The sequence below is a fragment of the Vibrio wakamikoensis genome (genome assembly GCF_050337275.1).
Classification (GTDB): domain Bacteria; phylum Pseudomonadota; class Gammaproteobacteria; order Enterobacterales; family Vibrionaceae; genus Vibrio; species Vibrio chaetopteri.
In genome coordinates this window covers 23,076-44,315 of record NZ_JAKJST010000025.1, presented here as the reverse complement: position 1 = coordinate 44,315, position 21,240 = coordinate 23,076, and the positions used below count along the sequence as shown (strand labels likewise).

Here is a 21,240-nt window from a genome sequence, read left to right as displayed (position 1 = left end):
CTAAACCGAATGGCTTAAACTTAAGGCTTGCTCGCTCACAATGGCGCGCATTTTACGTTAACTTGATTTGTCTGTCATACTTAATTGCGACTTAGACGGGTGATAAAGGGATCAAGTAGCGCCAAGATATTGAATTTTGCGCTCGGATCAGTATTATCGCCCCTCCACAAATTTGGCTAATAAGAGTTCACCATCATGGCATTTGTCGTTACCGATAACTGTATTCAATGTAAATATACCGACTGTGTCGCGGTATGCCCTGCTGACGCCTTTCACGAAGGCCCAAATTTCATGGTGATCAACCCAATCGAATGCATTGACTGTGGACTGTGCGTACCTGAATGTGACGCTCAAGCTATTTTCCAAGAAGATGAGCTCACCGATGACCAACACGTGTTTATCGAACTCAACGCAGAGCTTTCGGAAGTATGGTCAGTTCAAACTGAAGTCAAACCCGCAATGGATGAAGCAGAGAAGTGGAATGGCGTACCAAACAAACTTGGGATGCTAGAGAAGTAGCCCTGAAGGGTATCGTCACCCCTGCGCAGGCAGGGGTCTACTCAAGTCTCGCGCCAGTTTTTAACTAAGCTGATTTTTAACTATGCTGACGACGATAGTTATCCATGATAATACCGGTCGCCATAGCCACATTTAACGATTCTGCGCCGCCGAACGCCGGAATGGTGATTTTATCCGTAACATAATGCTCAGCTTCAGCACGTACACCGTGCGACTCACTGCCCATCAACAAGATACCTTGCTGAGAAAAGTTTGTCGTGTGAACGCTTTTCCCTTCTAAGAACGCTCCATATACCGGTATTTTTGCTTCATTGAGATAACGAGGTAAGTCGAGCAGCGTGACCTGAACTCGTCCAAAACTGCCCATCGTGGCGCGGATTGTTTTAGGGTTGTACGGATCCGCACAATCGGTACTTGCGACAATGTGTTTAATACCGTACCAATCAGCAATACGAATGATGGTGCCTAGGTTGCCAGGATCAGAAACGCCATCCAACGCGATCATCATACCTTTTGGTTCCGGTGCATCTGTCTGAGGGATCTCAACCACTGCAACTGCCGCATTGTTGCTAACAAGCGAACTCGCTTTTGTCAGTTCATCTAAGGTCGCTTCAATACACTCATAAGCACGAAGCTCACTAGCATGCTTAGCTAAGAAGTCTGATGTGGCAAAGACTTGCTTTACCTTCAATGACGTCTCGACAAGCTCAAGCACATTCTTTTCGCCTTCCACCAAAAATAGGCCGTGTGCTTTACGCTGTTTTTTCTGCCCAAGGGCTCTCAGCAGTTTTAGTTGGTTTTTTGAAATCATTGTCTTACCTCAGATAAAAGCGGGCGCATTATATACTTAATTGGCAAAACTATGCGAGCACGGATGCTAGCCCGGATTTGAGCAATACTAACAGCATAGTCAAAACTCATACTTTTGAAGCAAAACTATCGTTTTTCGATCAAACTAAGAAAAACCACTAATCAACCTCCACTAGCAAACGTTTCCCTAGTTTGGCTGGAAATTAATTTTCAAAATAATTTCCAGCCATAATTTTATTAACCTTATGATTAATTGGCACTAATAAAGCGAAGCTAAAAAACAACGTCACTTTTGGAGAATTCAGCGCTTGACTCTGTGATTTACATCACCATAATACGCGCCGTTTGCCTGAAATACAGGTAAACGTACGAATAAACATATTTAGTGAATTGTGAGGTATCAGATGTCTGCGGATAACAACTACAGTTTAGGGCCAGTTCCGGCAACGGCCAGGAAGGGAGTCGCTTCATTAACCATGGTAATGCTTGGTTTGACCTTCTTCTCCGCAAGTATGTGGACCGGTGGTTCCCTCGGTACTGGACTTGCTTTCAATGATTTCTTCCTCGCTGTTCTCATCGGTAACCTCATCCTCGGTATTTACACTTCTTTCCTCGGTTACATCGGCGCTTCTACTGGTCTCTCTACTCACCTCCTTGCTCGTTTCTCTTTTGGTTCTAAAGGCTCTTGGCTTCCTTCTGTGCTCCTTGGCGGTACTCAAGTCGGTTGGTTTGGTGTTGGCGTCGCCATGTTCGCTATCCCAGTACAAAAAGCGACCGGCATTGATACCAATATCCTGATTTTGGTGAGCGGTCTGTTGATGACAGCGACGGTTTACTTTGGCATTTCCGCATTGATGGTGTTGTCAGCTATCGCGGTTCCTGCTATCGCACTATTGGGTGGTTACTCTGTACTGACGGCGGTAGATAGCGCTGGCGGAGTTGCCGAACTGCAAAAAATCCAACCTGCTGAACCATTAGATTTCTCTGTTGCACTTGCGATGGTAGTGGGTTCGTTTGTGAGTGCGGGTACACTTACCGCTGACTTCGTACGCTTCGGTAAAAAGCCAATGGGTGCAGTCTTCATCACCATGGTGGCGTTCTTTATTGGTAACTCGCTGATGTTCATCTTCGGCGCTGCCGGCGCATCGGTAACAGGCCAGTCAGATATCTCTGAAGTGATGATCGCTCAAGGTCTATTGCTACCTGCCATCATCGTACTAGGTCTGAACATCTGGACTACCAACGACAACGCGCTTTACGCCTCTGGCCTTGGTTTCTCTAACGTCACCGGTTTACCAAGTAAATACTTGTCGATGGCAAACGGTGTTGTCGGTACTTTGTGTGCACTTTGGCTATACAACAACTTTGTAGGCTGGTTAACGTTCCTATCTTTGGCTATCCCACCAATCGGCGGCGTGATCATCGCAGACTTCCTGATCAACCGTAAGCGTTACGCAAATTTTGAAACAGCAAAATTCCAAACGGTAAACTGGGCAGGTATCATTGCCGTGGCGCTTGGTGTTGCAGCTGGTAACTTCTTACCTGGCGTTGTGCCACTAAATGCCGTACTTGGTGGCGCGTTAAGCTATCTTGTACTAAACCGTCTTCTTAATGCAAAAACTGCTCAGCTAGAAAACGCTGACGCTTAATTACTAGGAATTTGATGCCATGTCATCTTTGCTTATTCAAAACGCAACCATCAATGGTCAACAAGGCCAGTTCGATATTCTTATCGAAGAAGGGGTGTTTAAAGCGATTGAAACAGCAGGAACCAAATCGTTCACTGCTGACCGTGTGATTGACGCAACGGGCCAAATGGCAACTGCGCCATTTTGTGAGCCACACATCCACCTCGACACGACGCAAACTGCGGGTGAACCGAGCTGGAACATTTCTGGTACGCTGTTTGAAGGTATCGAGCGCTGGGCTGAGCGCAAGGCTATGCTTTCTATTGAAGATGTGAAAAGCCGTGCTAAGCAAACCTTAAAATGGCAAATTGCCAACGGCATTCAACACGTGCGTACCCACGTCGATGTGTCTGACCCAACACTCACCGCACTAAAAGCAATGGTTGAAGTGCGTGAAGAGATGAAACAGTGGGTAGACATCCAAATCGTAGCGTTCCCGCAAGAAGGCATTTTGTCTTACCCAAATGGCAAAGAACTACTTGAAGAAGCAGTTAAACTGGGTGCAGACGTGATTGGTGCAATCCCACACTTCGAATTCACTCGTGAATACGGTGTGGAATCTCTGCATTATGTGTTTGAACTTGCGCGTAAATACGACTGCTTGATTGATGTTCACTGTGACGAAATCGATGACGAGCAATCACGCTTTGTAGAAACACTTGCAGCCTTGGCACACAAGTTCAACATGGGTGACCGCGTAACCGCTAGCCACACAACGGCAATGGGCTCATACAATGGTGCCTACGCGTCACGACTATTTAGATTGCTGAAAATGTCTGGTATTAGCTTTGTAGCGAACCCATTGGTGAACATTCACCTACAAGGTCGCTTCGATGACTATCCGAAACGTCGCGGCGTCACACGTGTCAAAGAAATGCTAGCAGCAAATATCAATATTTGTTTCGGTCATGACGATGTGTTTGACCCTTGGTACCCATTAGGCACAGCAAATATGCTGCAAGTTCTGCATATGGGACTGCACGTTTGCCAAGTGATGGGTTACGACCAAATCAACCAATCGTTGGATATGATCAGTCACAACTCAGCCAAGGCACTAAACATTCACCACAATTATGGGATTGAAGCTGGAAAGCCCGGCAGCCTGTTGTTGCTACCTGCAGAAAACGGCTTCGATGCCGTTCGCCGTCAAGTTCCAGTGGGCTACTCTATCCGCAAAGGTGAAGTGATTGCCCACACCAAACCGGCAGAAACCTCAATTCACTTAGGCACTGAAGAAAGCGTTACATTCCAACGTTAACTGTCTTCAACCGGGAGGCTAGCCTCAAAACACCAGTGCAAGCGACAAAATCGCTTGCATTTTTTTTACGATTTAACAAGAAATTCATTTAAACCCTCGATAGGTGGTGGTACACTGCTCGTGCTCTGGAGTTCAGAGAGTTATTTAAAGTAAGAGTAAAAAGAGTACGATAAGTTTTGTCAGATTTTCCCCTAGGGTATTTGTCATTCGTTTTATCCATTTACAGCTTGATTAAATAAACAGAACCACAAAGCGAGACCGCCTAAAGGCAAAAATTTTTAATCTGAAAAGTAAGGGACATAATATGTCTAGCACAAATACTGGCACTGTAAAATGGTTTAACGAAGAGAAAGGCTACGGCTTCATCGCACAAGAGAACGGTCCAGACGTATTCGTTCACTTCCGCGCTATCTCTGGTGACGGTTTCAAAACTCTAAAAGAAGGCCAAGCGGTTTCTTTTGGTGTTGAGCAAGGCCAAAAAGGCCCACAAGCTGTTAACGTTGTTCCAGCTTAATAACGCAGCTTCGTAAGAATGCTAAAAGGCCTCGAGAAATCGAGGCCTTTTTCTTTTCTGTCTGTCTAAGAACCCTCACTACCCACACTCGTCAAAAGTCGAGATAGAATCCCAACTCGACATTGCTGCTGTCTTCGATCGGTCTACCTGGACGCACACGATACTGACCCTTTGTGTACTTCACATACGGTTGAACATAAGGCGTGTTCACTGTCGCTGAAATGTCGTAGCTACTGCGCGTACTGTTTTCAAACCCATGCTGTGATGTCAACACATCCACATTGTAACTAACACCAATATCCAGCAAAGGGTGAACGCTATAGCTTGCGCCTAAGGTGTTTTTCCACTCCCGGCGATGATTAGCGTAATCAATAGGCTCTGGCAGTTCTACAGCTTTGCTGGTATCTCGCCATTGATAATAAGTATCCCAATAAACAAATAACGATGGTGCAGCCGAGTAACCATACATAAATCCAACGTCGTGGATGTCGATAGTGTCGTCAAACCCATATTGACCATAAACGTTGAAGTAATGGTTGCCCGTAAGCCAATCGTAACTCGCACCGAATTGCAGATAGCGATCGGTATCAACCTCCGCACTTAAAGTGACGCTATCCGTCGCTGCCACATCTATACCGAAAACACCAATGACTTCATCTTGATACTTTGTCGCTTGAATATTGAAATCAACGATCTCTCTTTGTGATTCACTGGCAGTAGCAAAAGATGGAATGAGCGATGAAGAGAGTAAAGCAAGGGTGAGCAATCCGTGGCGTGACGTCTTCCATGGTAAATAGACGTGTCGCATGTCATGGTTCTCTATGGCAATTTGAGGGAAGAAAGCTAATCTTCTGAAACAAGGATAGCTTCAGAAAGTACCACTATGATGCGCGTTTTTAGCTATTTAAAAAACTGAGCTAGATATATAGCTGACATTTAGGCTATAAATATCAGCACCGATACACAAGTGCTATATTCAAGAAAAACCGAAGCCCATAGGACTTCGGTTTCGACAGGTTCAATATTTATTCAAACCAGGTTAGAAGAAACCCAATGGGCTGGTTGAATAGCTAACCAACAGGTTCTTGGTGTTTTGGTAGTGACCCAGTGCCAGCTTATGAGTTTCGCGGCCGATGCCCGATTTCTTATAGCCACCGAACGCGGCATGTGCTGGATAGGCGTGATAGCAGTTCACCCATACTCGACCAGCTTGAATTTCTCTACCCATGCGATATGCCAAGTTGCCGTTTCGCGTCCAAACTCCAGCACCTAATCCGTAGTCTGTATCATTGGCAATCGCCAACGCTTCCGCTTCATCTTTGAACGTGGTGATCGCAATCACCGGACCAAAGATCTCTTCTTGGAACACGCGCATTTTGTTGTTACCTGCAAGCATAGTTGGCTGAATGTAATAACCTTGCTCTAAATCGCCCTCTTGCTTACTCATGTCTCCACCAATGATCACTTTCGCGCCTTCTTGACGACCAATCTCAAGGTAGCTCATGATCTTATCAAACTGCTCTTGTGAAGCTTGAGCACCAACTTGCGTGGTAACATCGAGTGGGTTGCCTTGTTTGATGCCACGAGAACGCTCTTCAAGCTTGGCAATGAACTTATCATAGATCGACTCTTGCACTAACACACGTGATGGACAAGTACATACCTCACCTTGGTTAAAGAACGCAAGCAATGTACCTTCAATACACTTATCTAGATAATCGTCGTCTTGATCGAAAATATCTTCAAAATACACATTTGGAGATTTACCTCCCAACTCGACTGTCGATGGAATCAAACTCTCTGCTGCGCATTTCAAGATATGGTGGCCGATTTCGGTAGAACCTGTGAAGGCTAACTTGTTGATACGTTCACTCGTCGCCAAGGCCTGACCTGCTTCTGCGCCGTAACCATTAACAATGTTCACCACACCTGGTGGTAGTAAGTGACCAATTTTCTCCATCAGCATCAAAATAGACGCGGGCGTTTGCTCCGCTGGCTTGAGTACCACGCAGCACCCTGCCGCCAGTGCAGGTGCCAGTTTCCATGCAGCCATTAACATCGGAAAGTTCCAAGGAATAATTTGCCCAACAACACCAACGGGTTCTGGGAAATGATAGCTCGCCGTTGTAGCATCGATATCGGCCGCTGTGCCCTCTTGCGCTCGGATACAGCCGGCAAAGTAACGGAAATGATCCACCGCTAAAGGAAGATCCGCAGCTAGCGTTTCACGAACGGGTTTCCCATTCTCCCAGGTTTCAGCGACAGCAAGCGCTTCAAGGTTCTGTTCAATTGCATCCGCAATTTTCAGCATAATATTGGCGCGCTGCTCAACACTGGTTTTACCCCAAGCTTCTCTTGCAGCGTGTGCCGCATCCAGCGCTAGATTGATGTCTGCTTCACCTGAGCGAGGAACCTCACAAAACGGTTTGCCATTTACTGGTGACACGTTGTCAAAATACTGGCCATTTACTGGCGCTACCCACTCGCCTCCGATGTAGTTTTCGTAACGGCTTTTATAGCTGACGACGGCGTTTTCTGTTCCTGGTTGAGCGTAAATCATGTTCATTCCTTTTTCTATTTTTCAGACTGTTGGCAGCACTTTTGCAACAACAAAAACAAGCGGTTGCAAAAACGTACAGTGATAAAGGCAACATTTACGCCAAGCCAAATGCTTTAAATGTTATAATTATGTAAATTTATGATTAATATATTTTTATTGTACTGTCTTTGGGTGACACTCATTGAGGTCATCAAACCCACACTGTTACAAGATGCCACAGTGTGTCACACACCGCTGTTACAGATTGGCACAGTCACTACAAGCCATTGAACAGCGAAGAATAATCGAAAGAGAACCGTCGGTCTTATCGGCAGAGAAACTGGAACACTCACATTCGGGAACGTTATGTTAGTTACTCAGATACAAAACAACAAAACTTGGTTAAAAGACTCTTGGCGACGCAGCGTACTCGCAGGTTTAAGCAGTCGAAAGCAGCCGGACGACCGACGCATCGATGGCGAAGAAATCAAGTCACGCGCCGAGCAGCACCAGTCACTCATCCAAGTAGTTGAACAGCATGCCTATCCGTTGTTTTGTCAAATATTCTCCCGTACCGACAGTCGTCTGATCCTCGCCGATACTCAAGGCGCCATTATTAAAACATGGGGACAAAAACGCTTTCGCGAAAAACTTACCGAAATTGCCCTCGACCAAGGGGTGGTCTGGGATGAAAAGCTCAAAGGTACCAACGCCATTGGTACGGCATTAATAGAAAAGCGCCCTATTTCGGTTATCGGCGGCGAACATTTCATTCGTGACCACCAATTTATCAGTTGTACCGCCAGCCCCATTTTTGCTCCCGACGGCAGTTTGCTTGCGGTGCTCGATGTCACTAGCGAATACCAAACTCATAACGATGCGACTCAAGTACTCATTCAATCTATGGTGCAAAAAGTCGAGAGTGAGCTACTCAATCATATTCCAGACGCCGCTCTGCGTATTCGTATCGGTCATGACCGTTCCGTACTGGACAGCGGCTGGCAAGGTATTGTCGTCACCGATAAAAACGGCCAAGTACTGGCGCAAAACGCTATCGCATCAAGTGTTCTTGCCAACCAAATCCAACCTGGAGATGCCATCGATAGTGTCATCGGATCGCTGACCATGAACCAAATAAGTAAAACCGCGCAGTTTTACTATCAGGTTGAAGCGGTGCGCGGCAAAGCAAAGATTCCATTAAGCAGCATCGTGAGCTCTCCGAACAAACCGCGTCCCTGCCCGCTTCACTTCGGAGACAGCAATATTGAGCAGTTATGGACACAAGCGGCCAAAGTCATGGACAAGCGAATTAGCTTAGTCATTGGCGGTGAAACTGGCTGCGGGAAAAATGAACTGGTTAAAGCGCTGCATCAGCAAAGTGACTTGGCAGACAAGCCTCTTATCTCTATCAACTGCGGCGCCCTACCCAAAGACTTAATTGAGTCCGAACTGTTTGGTTATGCGCCCGGTGCCTTCACCGGAGCCAATAGCAAGGGCTTTGAAGGTAAGTTTCGCCAAGCCAATGGCGGCATACTGTTTCTCGATGAGATAGGCGATCTGCCACTGTCTGCGCAATCTCGTCTGTTGCATGTTCTACAAGATAAAGTGGTCTCTCCCGTCGGCTCTCCAAAAACCTACCCTGTTGATGTTTACGTGATTGCCGCCACACATGCTAACCTACCGCAGCAGGTTGCCAGCGGTGAGTTTCGTGAAGATCTCTGGTATCGACTTGAAGGGTTAACCATTACCTTGCCACCAGCAAGAGAGCGTGACGATCTCGACGCGCTTATCTGCCAGCTGTTTCACCGTGAAGCACCAAAGCAAACCCTTTCCCCTTCTCTATTGGATGCCATGATTCACTATCAATGGCCTGGAAACATTCGAGAAATCGTCTCCGCGTGCCGTTTGCTGGCAGCGCTGTGTGATGAAGAGATAATCACACCCGCATCTATCCCAACTAGCCTCCACCAAAAATGGTTTGCGTTAAAAACGGCAGACGACACCAACAAACAAAACTTACGTTCTACACTGGATCAAACACTGATCGCGACCTTTAATAAAACCAAAGGTAACGTCAGCCAGACGTCACGATTACTCGGTATTAGTCGCAACACCATCTACCGAAAACTGAAAAAACTCGGCTACAACCAACCGTAATCGTAATGACAAATATCTTTTGTTAGACATGAGGGATGATTTGTCCGTTAATGCGCACAAATCTTGAGTAAGCGCTCCACAACAATAAGCACTCAAGATCCTATTCGTGAGCATCATGGAAGATCATCACGGGGTTTGATTTTTCAGGTAAATGCTTCTTCTCAATCATCAAATCGAGCAACAATTCGAATCATATACCTTAAGCAAGTATAGAGATGAGCGACAGCCTGAACACATGATAAGTGAGACACGCTGTGACAACGACTTCAAAGCTTGACCGCGTACGTGCGGATTATAACGTCCAATACTGGAGCCAAAATTTCTTCGGAATCAATGACGAAGGGGATGTCATTGTTTCTCCACATAAAAATGGACAGCACCAAGTACCACTCACCAAAATTGCTAAAGCTCTGGAAGATAAAGGGCTGACGCTACCGGCATTGGTACGCTTTCCACAAATCATCCACCAACGCGTTCATGGTATCTGTGATGCTTTCAACCAAGCTATTCAAGATTACGGTTACCAGAACCAGTACTTGTTGGTCTACCCAATTAAAGTAAACCAACAAAAAGATGTGGTTGAGCAAATCCTAGAGAGCCAAGCGGAAGCAGAAACCAAGCAGCTTGGTCTAGAAGCAGGCAGTAAACCAGAATTGATGGCCGTCCTTGCGATGGCACAACGTGCCAGCTCTGTGATCGTTTGCAACGGCTACAAAGACCGTGAATATGTGCGTTTGGCACTGATTGGCGAAAAGCTGGGGCACAAAGTTTTCATCGTACTCGAGAAGCTCTCTGAACTTGATATCGTACTAAAAGAAGCAGCAGCACTTAACGTAAAACCACGAGTGGGTTTGCGTATACGCCTAGCCTCTCAAGGTGCGGGTAAATGGCAATCTAGTGGTGGTGACAAATCTAAATTCGGCTTGTCTGCCTCTCAAGTACTGCAAGTTGTCGACCGCCTAAAAGCGCAAGACCAATTGGATATGCTGCAACTTGTGCATTTCCATTTAGGCTCGCAGATGGCCAACATTCGCGATGTGCGAAATGGGGTAAACGAAGCGGCTCGCTTCTACTGTGAACTTCGCAAGATGTCTGTACCTATCTCCTATTTCGATGTAGGCGGTGGTCTAGCGGTCGATTATGACGGTACGCGCAGTCAGTCGAGCAGTTCTATGAACTACGGACTTGCTGAGTACGCTCGTAACATCGTGAGTACCGTTGGCGACGTATGTGCGCTCTACGAAGAAACCGCACCGGTAATTATTTCTGAGTCCGGTCGCTCGCTAACCGCGCACCACGCGGTACTGATCACCAATGTGATTGGCACAGAAAGCTATAACGTTCAGTCTGTTGACGCTCCAGCAGAAGAGGCTCATCCTCTGCTTCAAAATATGTGGCAAAACTGGCAGAGCCTAAAAGGCGGCACTGATGCTCGCGCTGTCATCGAGATTTACAACGATACACAAAGCGATCTAACAGAAGCACACACCTTGTTTGCATCTGGTGTAGTTGATCTGCATCAGCGTGCCTGGGTAGAGCAGCTCAGTCTAAGCATTTACGGTGAATTACATCGCCAAATGGACAACAAGAATCGCTTCCACAGACCGATTATTGATGAGCTTAACGAACGATTAGCAGACAAGTTTTTTGTGAACTTCTCTCTATTCCAGTCGATGCCAGACGCTTGGGGTATTGAACAGGTATTCCCAGTATTACCACTATCGGGTCTCGGTGGTGAAGAGCAAACGCGCGCGATCATGCTGGATATTACCTGTGACTCTGATGGTACCGTTAAGCAATATGTTGATGGCCAAGGTATTGAATCTACGCTACCAGTACCTGCTTGGAACAAAGATGAACCCTACCTAATGGGCTTTTTCCTTGTTGGTGCGTACCAAGAGATCCTTGGTGACATGCACAACCTGTTTGGCGATACACACAGTGCCGTTGTTAACGTTACTGACGAAGGCGAGTTTGAATTTACCGCCATCGACGTGGGTGACACTGTTGAAGACATGATGCGCTACGTTCACATCGACGTAGACGCGATTAAAAAGAACTACAAAGAGCTGGTTGAACGCCACATAGCGGCTGACGAACAAGCGCTTATTTTAGAAGAACTAGAGTGCGGCTTAACTGGCTACACCTATTTAGAGGATTTTTAAATGAATGATTTGTTTACTAAAACTGATTATTCACTGTATTCGAACGCAATGACCTTCTTGCGTCGACCTTACGTGAAAAACCCAGTATCTGCGGACGCAGACGTGGTGGTTTTTGGTGTACCTCTAGACATGGCGACTTCCGGTCGCCCTGGCGCTCGCATGGGGCCAGACGCGATTCGCCGCGCTTCGGTTAACCTAGCTTGGGAAGGCAAGAAATTCCCATGGGATTTCAACGTTTTCGACAAGACCAAAGTGATTGACTCTGGTGACTTGGTGTTCGATACCGGTGATGCTGAAGACTTCACTTACCGTTTGGAAGCAGCGACGAGCGAGATTCTAAAAAGCGGTAAAACCATGCTTGCTTTAGGGGGTGATCACTTCATCACTCTACCTATTTTGCGCGCTTACGCTAAACATCATGGTGAGATGGCATTGATTCACTTCGATGCTCACACAGACACGTACTCAAACGGCAGTAACTACGACCACGGTACTATGTTTTACCATGCACCAAAAGAAGGTCTTATTTCTGCTAAGCACTCCGTGCAAATTGGTATTCGTACTGAATACGACGACCACGGCTTTAACGTGATCAACGCCATGCAAGCGAACGATCAAAGCGCAGAAGAAATTGTGACTCAGATCCGCAGCATCATTGGCGATAAGCCCGTGTATATCACCTTTGATATTGACTGTTTAGATCCAGCGTTTGCTCCTGGTACAGGTACTCCGGTTTGTGGCGGTTTGAACTCGGACAAAGTTCTGAAAATCATCCGCGGTCTAGCAGGTATCAACGTCGTGGGTATGGATGTGGTAGAAGTGTCACCTCCTTACGACCAAAGCGATCTTACTGCACTAGCAGGAGCAACCATCGCACTTGAGCTACTTTATGTATGGGCAAGTAAGGAAAACAAGGAATAGAAACTAACACAGTGGGGCATTCAGCCTCGCTGCTTTTTTAACACTGCGCCCCTGTTGATTCACCATAAGCAAATTGATGTCAGCCTACAGTCGTCTTGCTCGTAAACTAGTGGTAAGCTCCACGGTTCTGTGGCTCGTGTGCCTTCTCTGTTATTGCATCAGGACTCCTACTGTATGTCTAAATCTGACCCTACTAATGAAATCATCGATAACTTTGTGGCACCAAAATGTCAGACTAATGTAGAAATCCTCTATCAAGATGATGATGTTTTACTCATCAATAAACCGAGCGGGTTGTTAAGTTTATCCGGTAAAAATCCACTTAATTGGGATTCGGTGCACTATCGACTAGTAAATGGTCAAAGCGCAACCCAAACTCAAAATGAAACCCCTGCTTTTACAGAGGCAAAGTTACCACATCGGCTCGATTTTGGAACTTCAGGTGTCATGGTGGTCGGGCTCAATAGCGCAGCATCTAAATCTCTCAACCAACAGTTTCAAGCTCAAACTGTACAAAAGCGCTACCTCGCGATGCTAGCGGGATGGGTTGAAGCAGACAGCGGCCAAATATCCGCTCCGATAGCTAAAGATAAAGCTCTATTTCCTCGCGTCAAAATTTGCCACCATACAGGAAAACAAGCCCTCAGTGACTACCAGATCATTCGCCGCCTAGACAACCCACTCAGAACGTTAGTGCAATACTCTCCCATCACCGGTCGCACACATCAATTGCGGATCCATAGCCTTGAGTTCGGCCACCCTATTCTAGGATGCGATCTTTATAACAACCAGCAGCTAAATAACGGCTCACAGCGCTTAATGCTACATGCCAGCGACATTTACTTTAACCACCCATCCACTGGCGAGCGCATCCACGGCCATAGTCCTAATCCTTTTTAGCAAAATCGGCGTAAACCATCGCCCGATAAGGTCAACAACGCACTGGTCGAGCCGACTTCCCTGGAGGAAGCGCTGAGTCCATAAGACGACCATCGGTGAAGAAAAAGGTGCCAACGCCTTTATGGCAGCTCAAACCACAAAGCAGCAATTTGTTGATAAGCGAGAGCAGCGCGACCACCAGTTACCAGAGCCTAGATTGGTCGCCCCGGCTCTAACCTACAACCTGACAGCATCCATTTTTGAAAAAAGACAACGAGTACACCACTAGCTCAGACAAATAAGATATGACACCTCTGAACATTAATTAATGAATGGAAGTCAAACACTTATGCCTGATGGCGCAAAATGACAAATTTCCGCTGAGCATCTCCCCTACACTACGCCTCATCCAATTGTTACCACAATGAGACACCCATACAATGCGCAAACTTATCTTTATACTAACGGCCATGCTACTTCCTGTATCAATCAGCTTTGCAAGTATCTCTATTAAAGGCGATCACCTTGAGCTAAGTGAAGACTGTGTAAGCTACGAATCAGATCGCGTTCGAATTGAGTCCGAAGAGTGTGATAATAAACATAACAAAAACAAAGAGAACCGAAGTGTTCATGGCAAGGACAACCCAGGGAAAGGGCACGGAAAGAAAAAGTGAAAAACCGATAATAACGTCAAAATGATAAACGCAAGGCGTTGCGAGCAAACAAGAAGTGGCGATTGTTAATAACTATGACCGCCACTTGACAGCTTCTTAAACTAGCGGCTATCACGTCGATAAATGGAACCCAAGAGCGCAACCAGACAAACTAATACTAACGGTAGATTGATAAGCCCTCCGGGCGCATTACCAAGTGTGACAACGGGTTTCCAGCTACCAACCACAAACCTTCCAGCATACTCTGCGATGGCGATAATAAACATCATGGGAATAAGGCTTTTATATCGAACAGCCACCAACAGATATATAAAGGCAAGTAACAGCTGTGAAAGCCCCCACAAAGCAAATATACCAACGATGGTTGACGCGGCACCCGAACTAAATGAGTCTAATGGAATGGTTGCAATACTTTGTGCGCCGCCATCAGCGGCCAATAAATGGTGCTGGCTACGCCATAACGTCATAGCAGTAAGGCAATAGAAGAAATATTGGCTCAGCTTTGCCCCTTGATAGTTGTTATCTATCACCTTAGGGAGTATAGATTTAAAGTCAAAATACATGATAAGTGATCCTTATTTGGCGTTTTCGGGTATCTGGTTCAACGTTTGTTCCAGTTTATTTACCCATCCTCTAAGTATGCTTTTAATTTCCTCTTCTGGCTCCAAGATATTATCTAGGCTTTTTTCACCCGCAGTGATGTCAATCGCAGAGAAGAGTGGCTCTTTAGTTTGACTATCAGAGATTAAGACTTCGATCCTCGCCGTCGTCACATTAGTGTGCTCCCCTGTCGTCAGCAAAGACGCATAAGAGATAGCGAGCCCTACTGGAAGCACTGAACTCGTAGTTGCAAGGATGGAATTTGGCGTAGCAACGTTACTGATTGCGAACTGGACGGTCAGGCCATTTTCTTTAGGAGAAGACGCCGGCGTTTTATAGTTGGCCAGCGTCGTTTGAGCTTCAAACTCAAGGTAGTTGGCAAAATCTCTCAACTCCTGTTCGGAAAACTCAGAGTCTTGAACCTCCAATCGTGTTGGTGCGATATAAAAATTGGAATACGTGGAGAACTTCTCTTTGAGTAATGTTTGATCAGAATACTCTGCCGGCAACCACACATATCGCCAAGAGTCTGTGTTTGTATTAACTTGATAAGTGAAATCATTGTGCTTATAGCGTTCAGAAACAGCGCTGCACGCCGTGAGTGTCGCAATCAAGCCCATAATAATGAGTGTACGCATCCTACTTCCAATGTTTGATATTCAAAGAGCTTGCTACTCTAACGCAGTAAAACTATTGAGTGAGTTTGTAGAGAATGAATGGGTACTAAACCGGTATGAACTGTCCGCATTAGAACAAGTCATTGAGGGTTACCCCAATGCCAAGACGTGTCTGAATATGGTTATAATCGATTAAACTATCCCCATAACCATGAAATACTTTGATATAGCCACGCAACTTGCCATAAAGCGGGGTAGTCACATTGAGCGTCATCGCACCTTTGCCTGTCTTGACATTTCCTCGCCCGAAAATCGACACTTTGTACTTGTCGAGATCGTAACCCAAGCCAATTTCACCATGACCAACGTAATCTTCAATATCTGGGTTATCATCACCACGAGCATCATTGATATCCGCTTTCGGATCTTCCGGTAGTCGATACCATGGGCGAATATAGGCCACGACTCGGTCACGTTCATAAGCGAGATTCAGATAGATACGATTCCACGAACGCGACTGAACGCCGGCACGACCATTGGATTGATGCTCAATACCTACCATCATTCCGGTATTGCCGCCTAAGGGATGCCAGTCAAGTGGCATCGCGTAGAACACCTCTGGCCGATAGTTAGTTTCTCGAAAAGGACTGGAAATATCTTTAGCATACACCTGCCACCAAGCCTCAAGCGTAAATGCTCCATAAATTTTATCCCCTGGTACGAAGAGTGAGTCAAACGTTAGAGGAAATTTCAAGCTTATTTGAAATTGCGTTTCGACGGTTTTGAGACCCTGATAAACTTCGCTCGAACTTTGGTTTTCAAGCGGGGTCAAACTCGACGTTGTATAAACTGGCAATATGTAGTTCATTCTATGAGGCGTAAGAACAAAGGCTCCACTTTCGGCCTCTCTTTCCTGATTCAAACGCTGACTGATCGCCCCTGATTGGGACTTATTTGGCGCTGCTATGGATGGCGTCGAGCCGGTTTCATTGCAATAGCGCCTAACCTCACCTAATGTTGTGTCATCGTCTAACAAATGGAATCGTTCAAGTTGGCAGTCTGCGGTCTTTCCGCCATGAGCGTTATTCGCAAGACTCAGGGCAAAAAGCGTAATCAAAGTTCGTTTCATGAGGAGCGTACCCTATTGATATTATTTTAATATCAAACTACCGCTCTCTTTACTTTAACGCGACAAACTAGGGCACCAACGGGCACAAAATGGGGGTCAATGGGTCATTTTCCCCCATTCCCCTCTAAATCAAGCACGTATCAGTACAACCCAGTTACTCGATGCGCGTCCAAATCATGGTTTTTTTGAAAAACCCAGCTTTCACCTCTATTTGCAATGTGTCATCCACTAAAAATATGTCTGCATCATAGTGCTTCGCCTTCTTGATCGCGTACACCTTTCCTTTAAAGCCATCCGCTACTTCTATCATATCTGATAAGAGTTGTTGTCCTTCTAATTTAGGTTGTAACGGTGATTTAGTCACAATGCCTTGCCAAAGGCCCGGCTTAGACTGGCTAATTTCAATGTGTGTGGTTTTGTTTTCCGCCAACCACTGACCTTCGATGACTGTCGAATCCGCAAAAGTCATCATCGACCATAGGGTAAGGAATAAGGTAAACAGTATTTTCATTTTAATATCCTTGTAGAATTAAAGCCCACTTTTGAAAGTTGATAAAGGGAGCAAACCTCCCTTTATCATTAGCTCTCTAACAATCATTAGTTAGATCTTCACTCGATAGAAGACGCTATACAGTACAGGTACAAATATCAGCGTCAGCACAGTAGAGAAAATCAGACCCGCGACAATGGCAATCGCCATCGTCTGCCACATCGCTCCACCTGTAATCAGTAGCGGTATCATGCCCAGTACGGTCGTCAAAGTGGTGAGAAGAATAGGTTTCATTCGCCTCTTACCCGCTGCGATCAGTGCATCAATAGCACGCTTGCCAGAGGCAATCTCAATGTCCACTTGTTCTAGTAAAACGATGGCGTTGTTAATCACGATACCCGCCAGCGATATCACGCCTAAGAACGTCATGAAACCAAAGAAGCTATTACCAATAAGTAGACCTGCAACTACCCCAACAAACGCGATCGGAATCGTTGATAGGATGATGATGGGCTTTCTAAATGAGTTAAACTGCGCCACCAGCAAACCAATAATCACAAACAGCGCCAACGGTAAGTTCTCACTGATACTACCCGTCGACTTTTCCGACTTCTCAAATTCACCACCAAGCTCAAAAAACACGCCGCTTGGCCAATTTCTAGACTCTGCCTCTAGCCAAGGTAAAATCGCATTCAACCCTTCGCTTGCGGTATAGCCTGGCTCTAGCTGGGCGCCAATGGTGACGGATTTATAACTATTACGACGATAGATTTTGGCGTTTTGCCATACGATATCAACGTCAGCAATGTGCGCGAGAGTCACATCTCCCGCAGGAGTATAGATAGGCAGCGCCAAAATTTGCTCGACATTGAGTTCCTCTCGCTCTTCATTGGAGAGCACGATAGGAATACTCAAGATACCGTCACGAAACTCACTCAAGGTCTTACCCACCAAAGAGGTCTGCAAACTCAGCGCGATATCTCTGTTACTCACACCTGCGAGCGCCGCTTTTTGTTGATCAATGACAATACGAATCGTCTTGGTTTTTTGCCCCCAGTCATCACTGATGTCTTTAAGGCCATCAATGCTCGCGAGTTTCGCCTTGATTTCTTGAGTAATCGCAAACACCTTGTCCTGATCCAATCCATTTAATCGGATTTCAACCGGGTTTAAAATTGCCGCACCATTTTCGATAAGCCTTGTGGTGGCAATGGCATCTGGGTGATGCTCATTGACGTAAGACTCTATGCGTTGCATCAATTCTGGGTTATCACGATAGTCATGCGTGTTAATGATCCAGAATGAGTACTCTGGGCTCGACGTTCGAGAACTGTGCGGCAAAATATAACGTGGGCCACCATAACCAACGTATACAGACCAGTTTTTAATTCCTTGGTTTTTGATACCCAAGTTATCGCTCGATTTAGCATCCGAAGCGCTCTTAGCTTGCAAGGTAAGTAAGTACTGCTCAATGTCAGCAACCATGGCTTGGTTGTGCTCAATGGAGGTGCCCATTGGCATCGTCACTTCCATCTTGAAAAAAGCTCGCTCCGATGGTGGGAAGAAGATATTCGGTAACCACTTCATCGCATGAAAAGCAAACACCGTAGCCACCAGCATCGCCACAACCGTCAACCAGCGAAAGCGGATAAGCTTTGTCAGTAGATTGGCATACCAAGCAAGTTGAGTAGGCGATTGTTGCTTCACCTGTTTGGTTGGTTTTAAGAGCAGCACACAAAGCAGTGGGATCATCACTAAGCTTAATAGCCAAGAGGCCAATAACGTAATCGTCACGACCACAAACAGTGCCCCCGTATACTCACCCATGGTCGACTTTGCCAGGAAGATCGGCAAGAAAGCGGCGGACGTAGTTAAGGAAGACGTCAACAAAGGAAGTTTAAGCTCATTGGCACTCTCAATCGCTGCCGTTTTTTTACTCACTCCTTGGTTAATGCGAACTAATATGTTCTCTGACATCACAATGCCATTATCAACCAACATACCAAGAGCGATGATAAGTGCAGCAAGAGAGATCTGATCTAGACCGACCCCGATTTGAGACATCACTAAAATGGTCAGTAGCATGCTAACTGGCACCAACAAGGAGACAATCAAACCTGTACGCCAGCCCAAGAAAATAAACATGACTAAGCCAACGACCGTCATCGACTGCACTAGACTCGATACAAATTGATTGACCTTGTCTTCTACTTCCTTAGGCGCAAAATTGACCTTGCTGATCTCAAGACCAATCGGTAACTGACGAGTGAACTGCTCTACATAAGCGTCGACTTGTTCGCCCAAACGCACATTATTACCGGTTTCGACCATTGCAATCGCAACGTTAACAGAAGGTTTTCCATTGAAATAAACGGGATTGTTGATAGGAAACTCGTAACCAGATTCGAGGGTGACTAAACTGTCTAACCTTACCGTTTTACCGCTTGATGGTAGCGTCACCAAGGTACCTTTGACCTCATCGGGTGTGTTGTAGTTACCACTAGGTTCTATTGGCAAGCGTTCTTGCCCAAAGACGACACTCCCCCCACTCAAGACGATATTCTGTTTTGACAAAATATCCGCGAGCTGATTAGGCGTTAAATCATAGGCAGTCAGTGCATTAGCATCGAATTTGAGTTTGATTTGCTCTTGCTGCACACCATGAAGGTCAACCTTAGCCACATCGTCGAGTAAAAACAGCCCACTACGAAGATCTTCCGCCGTTTGCTTGAGCTCACGATAAGAAAAGCCTTCACCGTGAATCGCAAGAACAATGCCGTAGACATCGCCAAATTCATCGTTGACTACAGGCGCTCCAACCCCTTCAGGTAGCGTACTCGCAGCACGTTCGATCTTACGACGTAATTTATCCCAAATTGGCTGAAGGTCAGAGTAGTCCTCTTTGATAGCAACGGTGAGTATCGACACACCGTTTTTCGATTGGCTTTTAACATAGTCCAGTTCAGCAAGCTCTAACACGGCTTTTTCAAGCGGATCGGTGACCAGATCTTCAACCCGTTTTGGACTGGCACCTGGAAACTGGGTGATGACCTGAGCATTTCGAATTGTAAAGCCAGGGTCGTACGCTTCTGGGATGGTGTTGTAGGCTTGGATACCCAAAAACGTCAACACCGCAATAATGAGCAGCGTGATACGGCTGTTGTTTAGAGAAAAGGCAGTCATCGACATTACTTCGCCTCCACTCTTACCTGTTGCCCGTCATGAACTTGGCTCACTCCGGCAATCACGACGCGCTCGCCGTTCGATAGCCCTTCAACAATATTGATGCCCTGCTCACTGACGCCGTCAACGCGCACAATACGCTTCTCTAACACGTTGGTTGTTGGATGTACCACAAACACATAATGCTCGTCGCCATCGCTAAGCACAGTATGACTAGGTAGTACCATTCCATTGCTGAGACCAAACGCTTCGGCTTTCACTTTGACTGACGTCCCAGTAAACAATCGGCGCTCAGACGGTGGCTGCATCACTAAGGTAACGTGTAGCTGCTGGCTACTTTGCTGACTTACACTGAGCTCATCGACTTTGAGTGGGAATGACTGTGCGAACCCTTCTATCTCTGCACTGAGTTTAACGGCGTCGGCTGTTTGAGTTTGCACAAACTGTGATTGTGGCACCGTGATGGTGATTTTGTATTGTTCAACATCCTGCAACGTAAGGATTTTGGTCGACGAAGTGACTTTAGAGAAGTTATCAATATAACGATGACTCACCACACCAGAAAAAGGAGCAAGTAAAGAGGTGTACTCAACATCTTTTACACTTTGCTCAAAAGCGGCTTGGGCTGAAATATATTGCGACTCCAACGCATCTAAATTCGCTTGGCTGATTGCCTTTTTATTAATAAGTGACAGTGCTCGTTCGTACTCTGCTTTCGCTTGTTTTAAAGAGGCCTCACTCGATTTTTTGTTAATTAGCTGTTGGCTACTATCTAGTTGCGCCAATAACTGCCCTTTTTCTACTTTTTGACCAGATTTGATAGGAAGGTCTGTTAACTCACCTTGGATTCGAAAGTTCATATCGATGGTTTTGTTCGCCTCGAGAATCCCAGTAAAGTGCCTCACCTGTTGCTGTTGTTGATTTACAACCAACGTTTTCACCGGTTTGATTGGCGCAGAGGTGGCTTCCGGCACTTCATCTTTGCTACACCCAAATAGGCTTAGCGCGACTATCAAGGTAGTCAGTCCGTTTTTATAAGTTTGTGGCGTTCTCATTTCATTCAACCATTACAACGACATTTACGAGCCATAGTAATC

General features: G+C 46.0%; 19 protein-coding genes. 10 read left to right on the top strand and 9 right to left on the bottom strand.

Annotated features, from left to right (window positions below; all coding sequences use genetic code 11):
- Positions 1-195 precede the first annotated feature (195 nt).
- The gene (gene fdxA, locus L4C42_RS15200) at positions 196-519 is read left to right on the top strand and encodes a ferredoxin FdxA (RefSeq protein WP_429761096.1); all 324 of its coding nucleotides are present in this window, start codon (positions 196-198) and stop codon (positions 517-519) included.
- 76 nt (positions 520-595) lie between these two features.
- Here the strand turns inward: fdxA and L4C42_RS15195 are convergent, their stop codons facing one another.
- Entirely contained in the window at positions 596-1,330 is a 735-nt protein-coding gene (locus L4C42_RS15195; RefSeq protein WP_353498909.1) for an RNA methyltransferase, read from the bottom strand.
- A gap of 403 nt (positions 1,331-1,733) precedes the next feature.
- On the opposite strand from L4C42_RS15195, the gene codB reads away from it, so the two are divergent.
- From codB to L4C42_RS15180, 3 genes are all read left to right on the top strand, one after another.
- A complete protein-coding gene (gene codB / locus L4C42_RS15190) occupies positions 1,734-2,978 on the top strand; it encodes a cytosine permease (protein WP_353498908.1) in 1,245 nt (414 codons plus the stop codon).
- A 19-nt stretch (positions 2,979-2,997) separates the two neighbouring features.
- On the top strand, positions 2,998-4,275 hold the full coding sequence (locus L4C42_RS15185; RefSeq protein ID WP_353498907.1) for a cytosine deaminase: 1,278 nt from the start codon (positions 2,998-3,000) through the stop codon (positions 4,273-4,275).
- A 304-nt stretch (positions 4,276-4,579) separates the two neighbouring features.
- Positions 4,580-4,789, top strand: a complete 210-nt coding sequence (locus L4C42_RS15180) for a cold-shock protein (RefSeq protein ID WP_353498906.1) — start codon at positions 4,580-4,582, stop codon at positions 4,787-4,789.
- A gap of 91 nt (positions 4,790-4,880) precedes the next feature.
- On the opposite strand, the gene L4C42_RS15175 is transcribed toward L4C42_RS15180, so the two are convergent.
- Together L4C42_RS15175 and exaC are read right to left on the bottom strand one after the other, a co-directional pair.
- Complete coding sequence (locus L4C42_RS15175) at positions 4,881-5,597, bottom strand: hypothetical protein (RefSeq protein WP_353498905.1); 717 nt, start codon at positions 5,595-5,597, stop codon at positions 4,881-4,883.
- Positions 5,598-5,828: 231 nt separating this feature from the next.
- Positions 5,829-7,349 (bottom strand): acetaldehyde dehydrogenase ExaC, encoded by a 1,521-nt coding sequence (gene exaC, locus L4C42_RS15170; RefSeq protein WP_353498904.1) that lies wholly within the window; start codon positions 7,347-7,349, stop codon positions 5,829-5,831.
- A gap of 345 nt (positions 7,350-7,694) precedes the next feature.
- Between exaC and L4C42_RS15165 the strand changes: the two genes are divergently transcribed.
- From L4C42_RS15165 to L4C42_RS15140, 6 genes are all read left to right on the top strand, one after another.
- Positions 7,695-9,485: a sigma-54-dependent Fis family transcriptional regulator gene (locus L4C42_RS15165; protein ID WP_429761092.1), complete on the top strand. Its 1,791-nt coding sequence runs from the start codon at positions 7,695-7,697 to the stop codon at positions 9,483-9,485.
- Between the two features lie 254 nt (positions 9,486-9,739).
- Positions 9,740-11,650 carry an arginine decarboxylase gene (speA, locus tag L4C42_RS15160; RefSeq protein WP_353498902.1) on the top strand — a complete coding sequence of 637 codons (1,911 nt, stop codon included), beginning with the start codon at positions 9,740-9,742 and terminating at the stop codon, positions 11,648-11,650.
- Positions 11,651-12,571: an agmatinase gene (speB, locus tag L4C42_RS15155; protein WP_353498901.1), complete on the top strand. Its 921-nt coding sequence runs from the start codon at positions 11,651-11,653 to the stop codon at positions 12,569-12,571.
- Between the two features lie 174 nt (positions 12,572-12,745).
- A complete protein-coding gene (locus L4C42_RS15150) occupies positions 12,746-13,471 on the top strand; it encodes an RluA family pseudouridine synthase (protein WP_429761089.1) in 726 nt (241 codons plus the stop codon).
- Between the two features lie 121 nt (positions 13,472-13,592).
- Positions 13,593-13,739 carry a hypothetical protein gene (locus tag L4C42_RS15145; protein WP_353498899.1) on the top strand — a complete coding sequence of 49 codons (147 nt, stop codon included), beginning with the start codon at positions 13,593-13,595 and terminating at the stop codon, positions 13,737-13,739.
- A 151-nt stretch (positions 13,740-13,890) separates the two neighbouring features.
- A complete protein-coding gene (locus L4C42_RS15140; protein ID WP_353498898.1) occupies positions 13,891-14,124 on the top strand; it encodes a CG2 omega domain protein in 234 nt (77 codons plus the stop codon).
- Between the two features lie 101 nt (positions 14,125-14,225).
- On the opposite strand, the gene L4C42_RS15135 is transcribed toward L4C42_RS15140, so the two are convergent.
- The 6 genes from L4C42_RS15135 to L4C42_RS15110 all read right to left on the bottom strand — a co-directional run bounded on the left by L4C42_RS15135 (position 14,226) and on the right by L4C42_RS15110 (position 21,198).
- Positions 14,226-14,687: a hypothetical protein gene (locus L4C42_RS15135; protein ID WP_429761087.1), complete on the bottom strand. Its 462-nt coding sequence runs from the start codon at positions 14,685-14,687 to the stop codon at positions 14,226-14,228.
- Positions 14,688-14,699: 12 nt separating this feature from the next.
- A complete protein-coding gene (locus L4C42_RS15130) occupies positions 14,700-15,362 on the bottom strand; it encodes a DUF3313 family protein (RefSeq protein ID WP_429761085.1) in 663 nt (220 codons plus the stop codon).
- Between the two features lie 109 nt (positions 15,363-15,471).
- Positions 15,472-16,470, bottom strand: a complete 999-nt coding sequence (locus L4C42_RS15125) for a phospholipase A (RefSeq protein WP_353498895.1) — start codon at positions 16,468-16,470, stop codon at positions 15,472-15,474.
- 154 nt (positions 16,471-16,624) lie between these two features.
- A complete protein-coding gene (locus L4C42_RS15120) occupies positions 16,625-16,981 on the bottom strand; it encodes a DUF2147 domain-containing protein (RefSeq protein WP_429761083.1) in 357 nt (118 codons plus the stop codon).
- Between the two features lie 90 nt (positions 16,982-17,071).
- The gene (locus tag L4C42_RS15115; RefSeq protein ID WP_429761081.1) at positions 17,072-20,149 is read right to left on the bottom strand and encodes an efflux RND transporter permease subunit; all 3,078 of its coding nucleotides are present in this window, start codon (positions 20,147-20,149) and stop codon (positions 17,072-17,074) included.
- The gene (locus tag L4C42_RS15110; RefSeq protein ID WP_429761079.1) at positions 20,149-21,198 is read right to left on the bottom strand and encodes an efflux RND transporter periplasmic adaptor subunit; all 1,050 of its coding nucleotides are present in this window, start codon (positions 21,196-21,198) and stop codon (positions 20,149-20,151) included. The genes L4C42_RS15115 and L4C42_RS15110 overlap by 1 nt, the downstream gene beginning before the upstream one ends.
- Between the last annotated feature and the right edge of the window lie 42 nt (positions 21,199-21,240).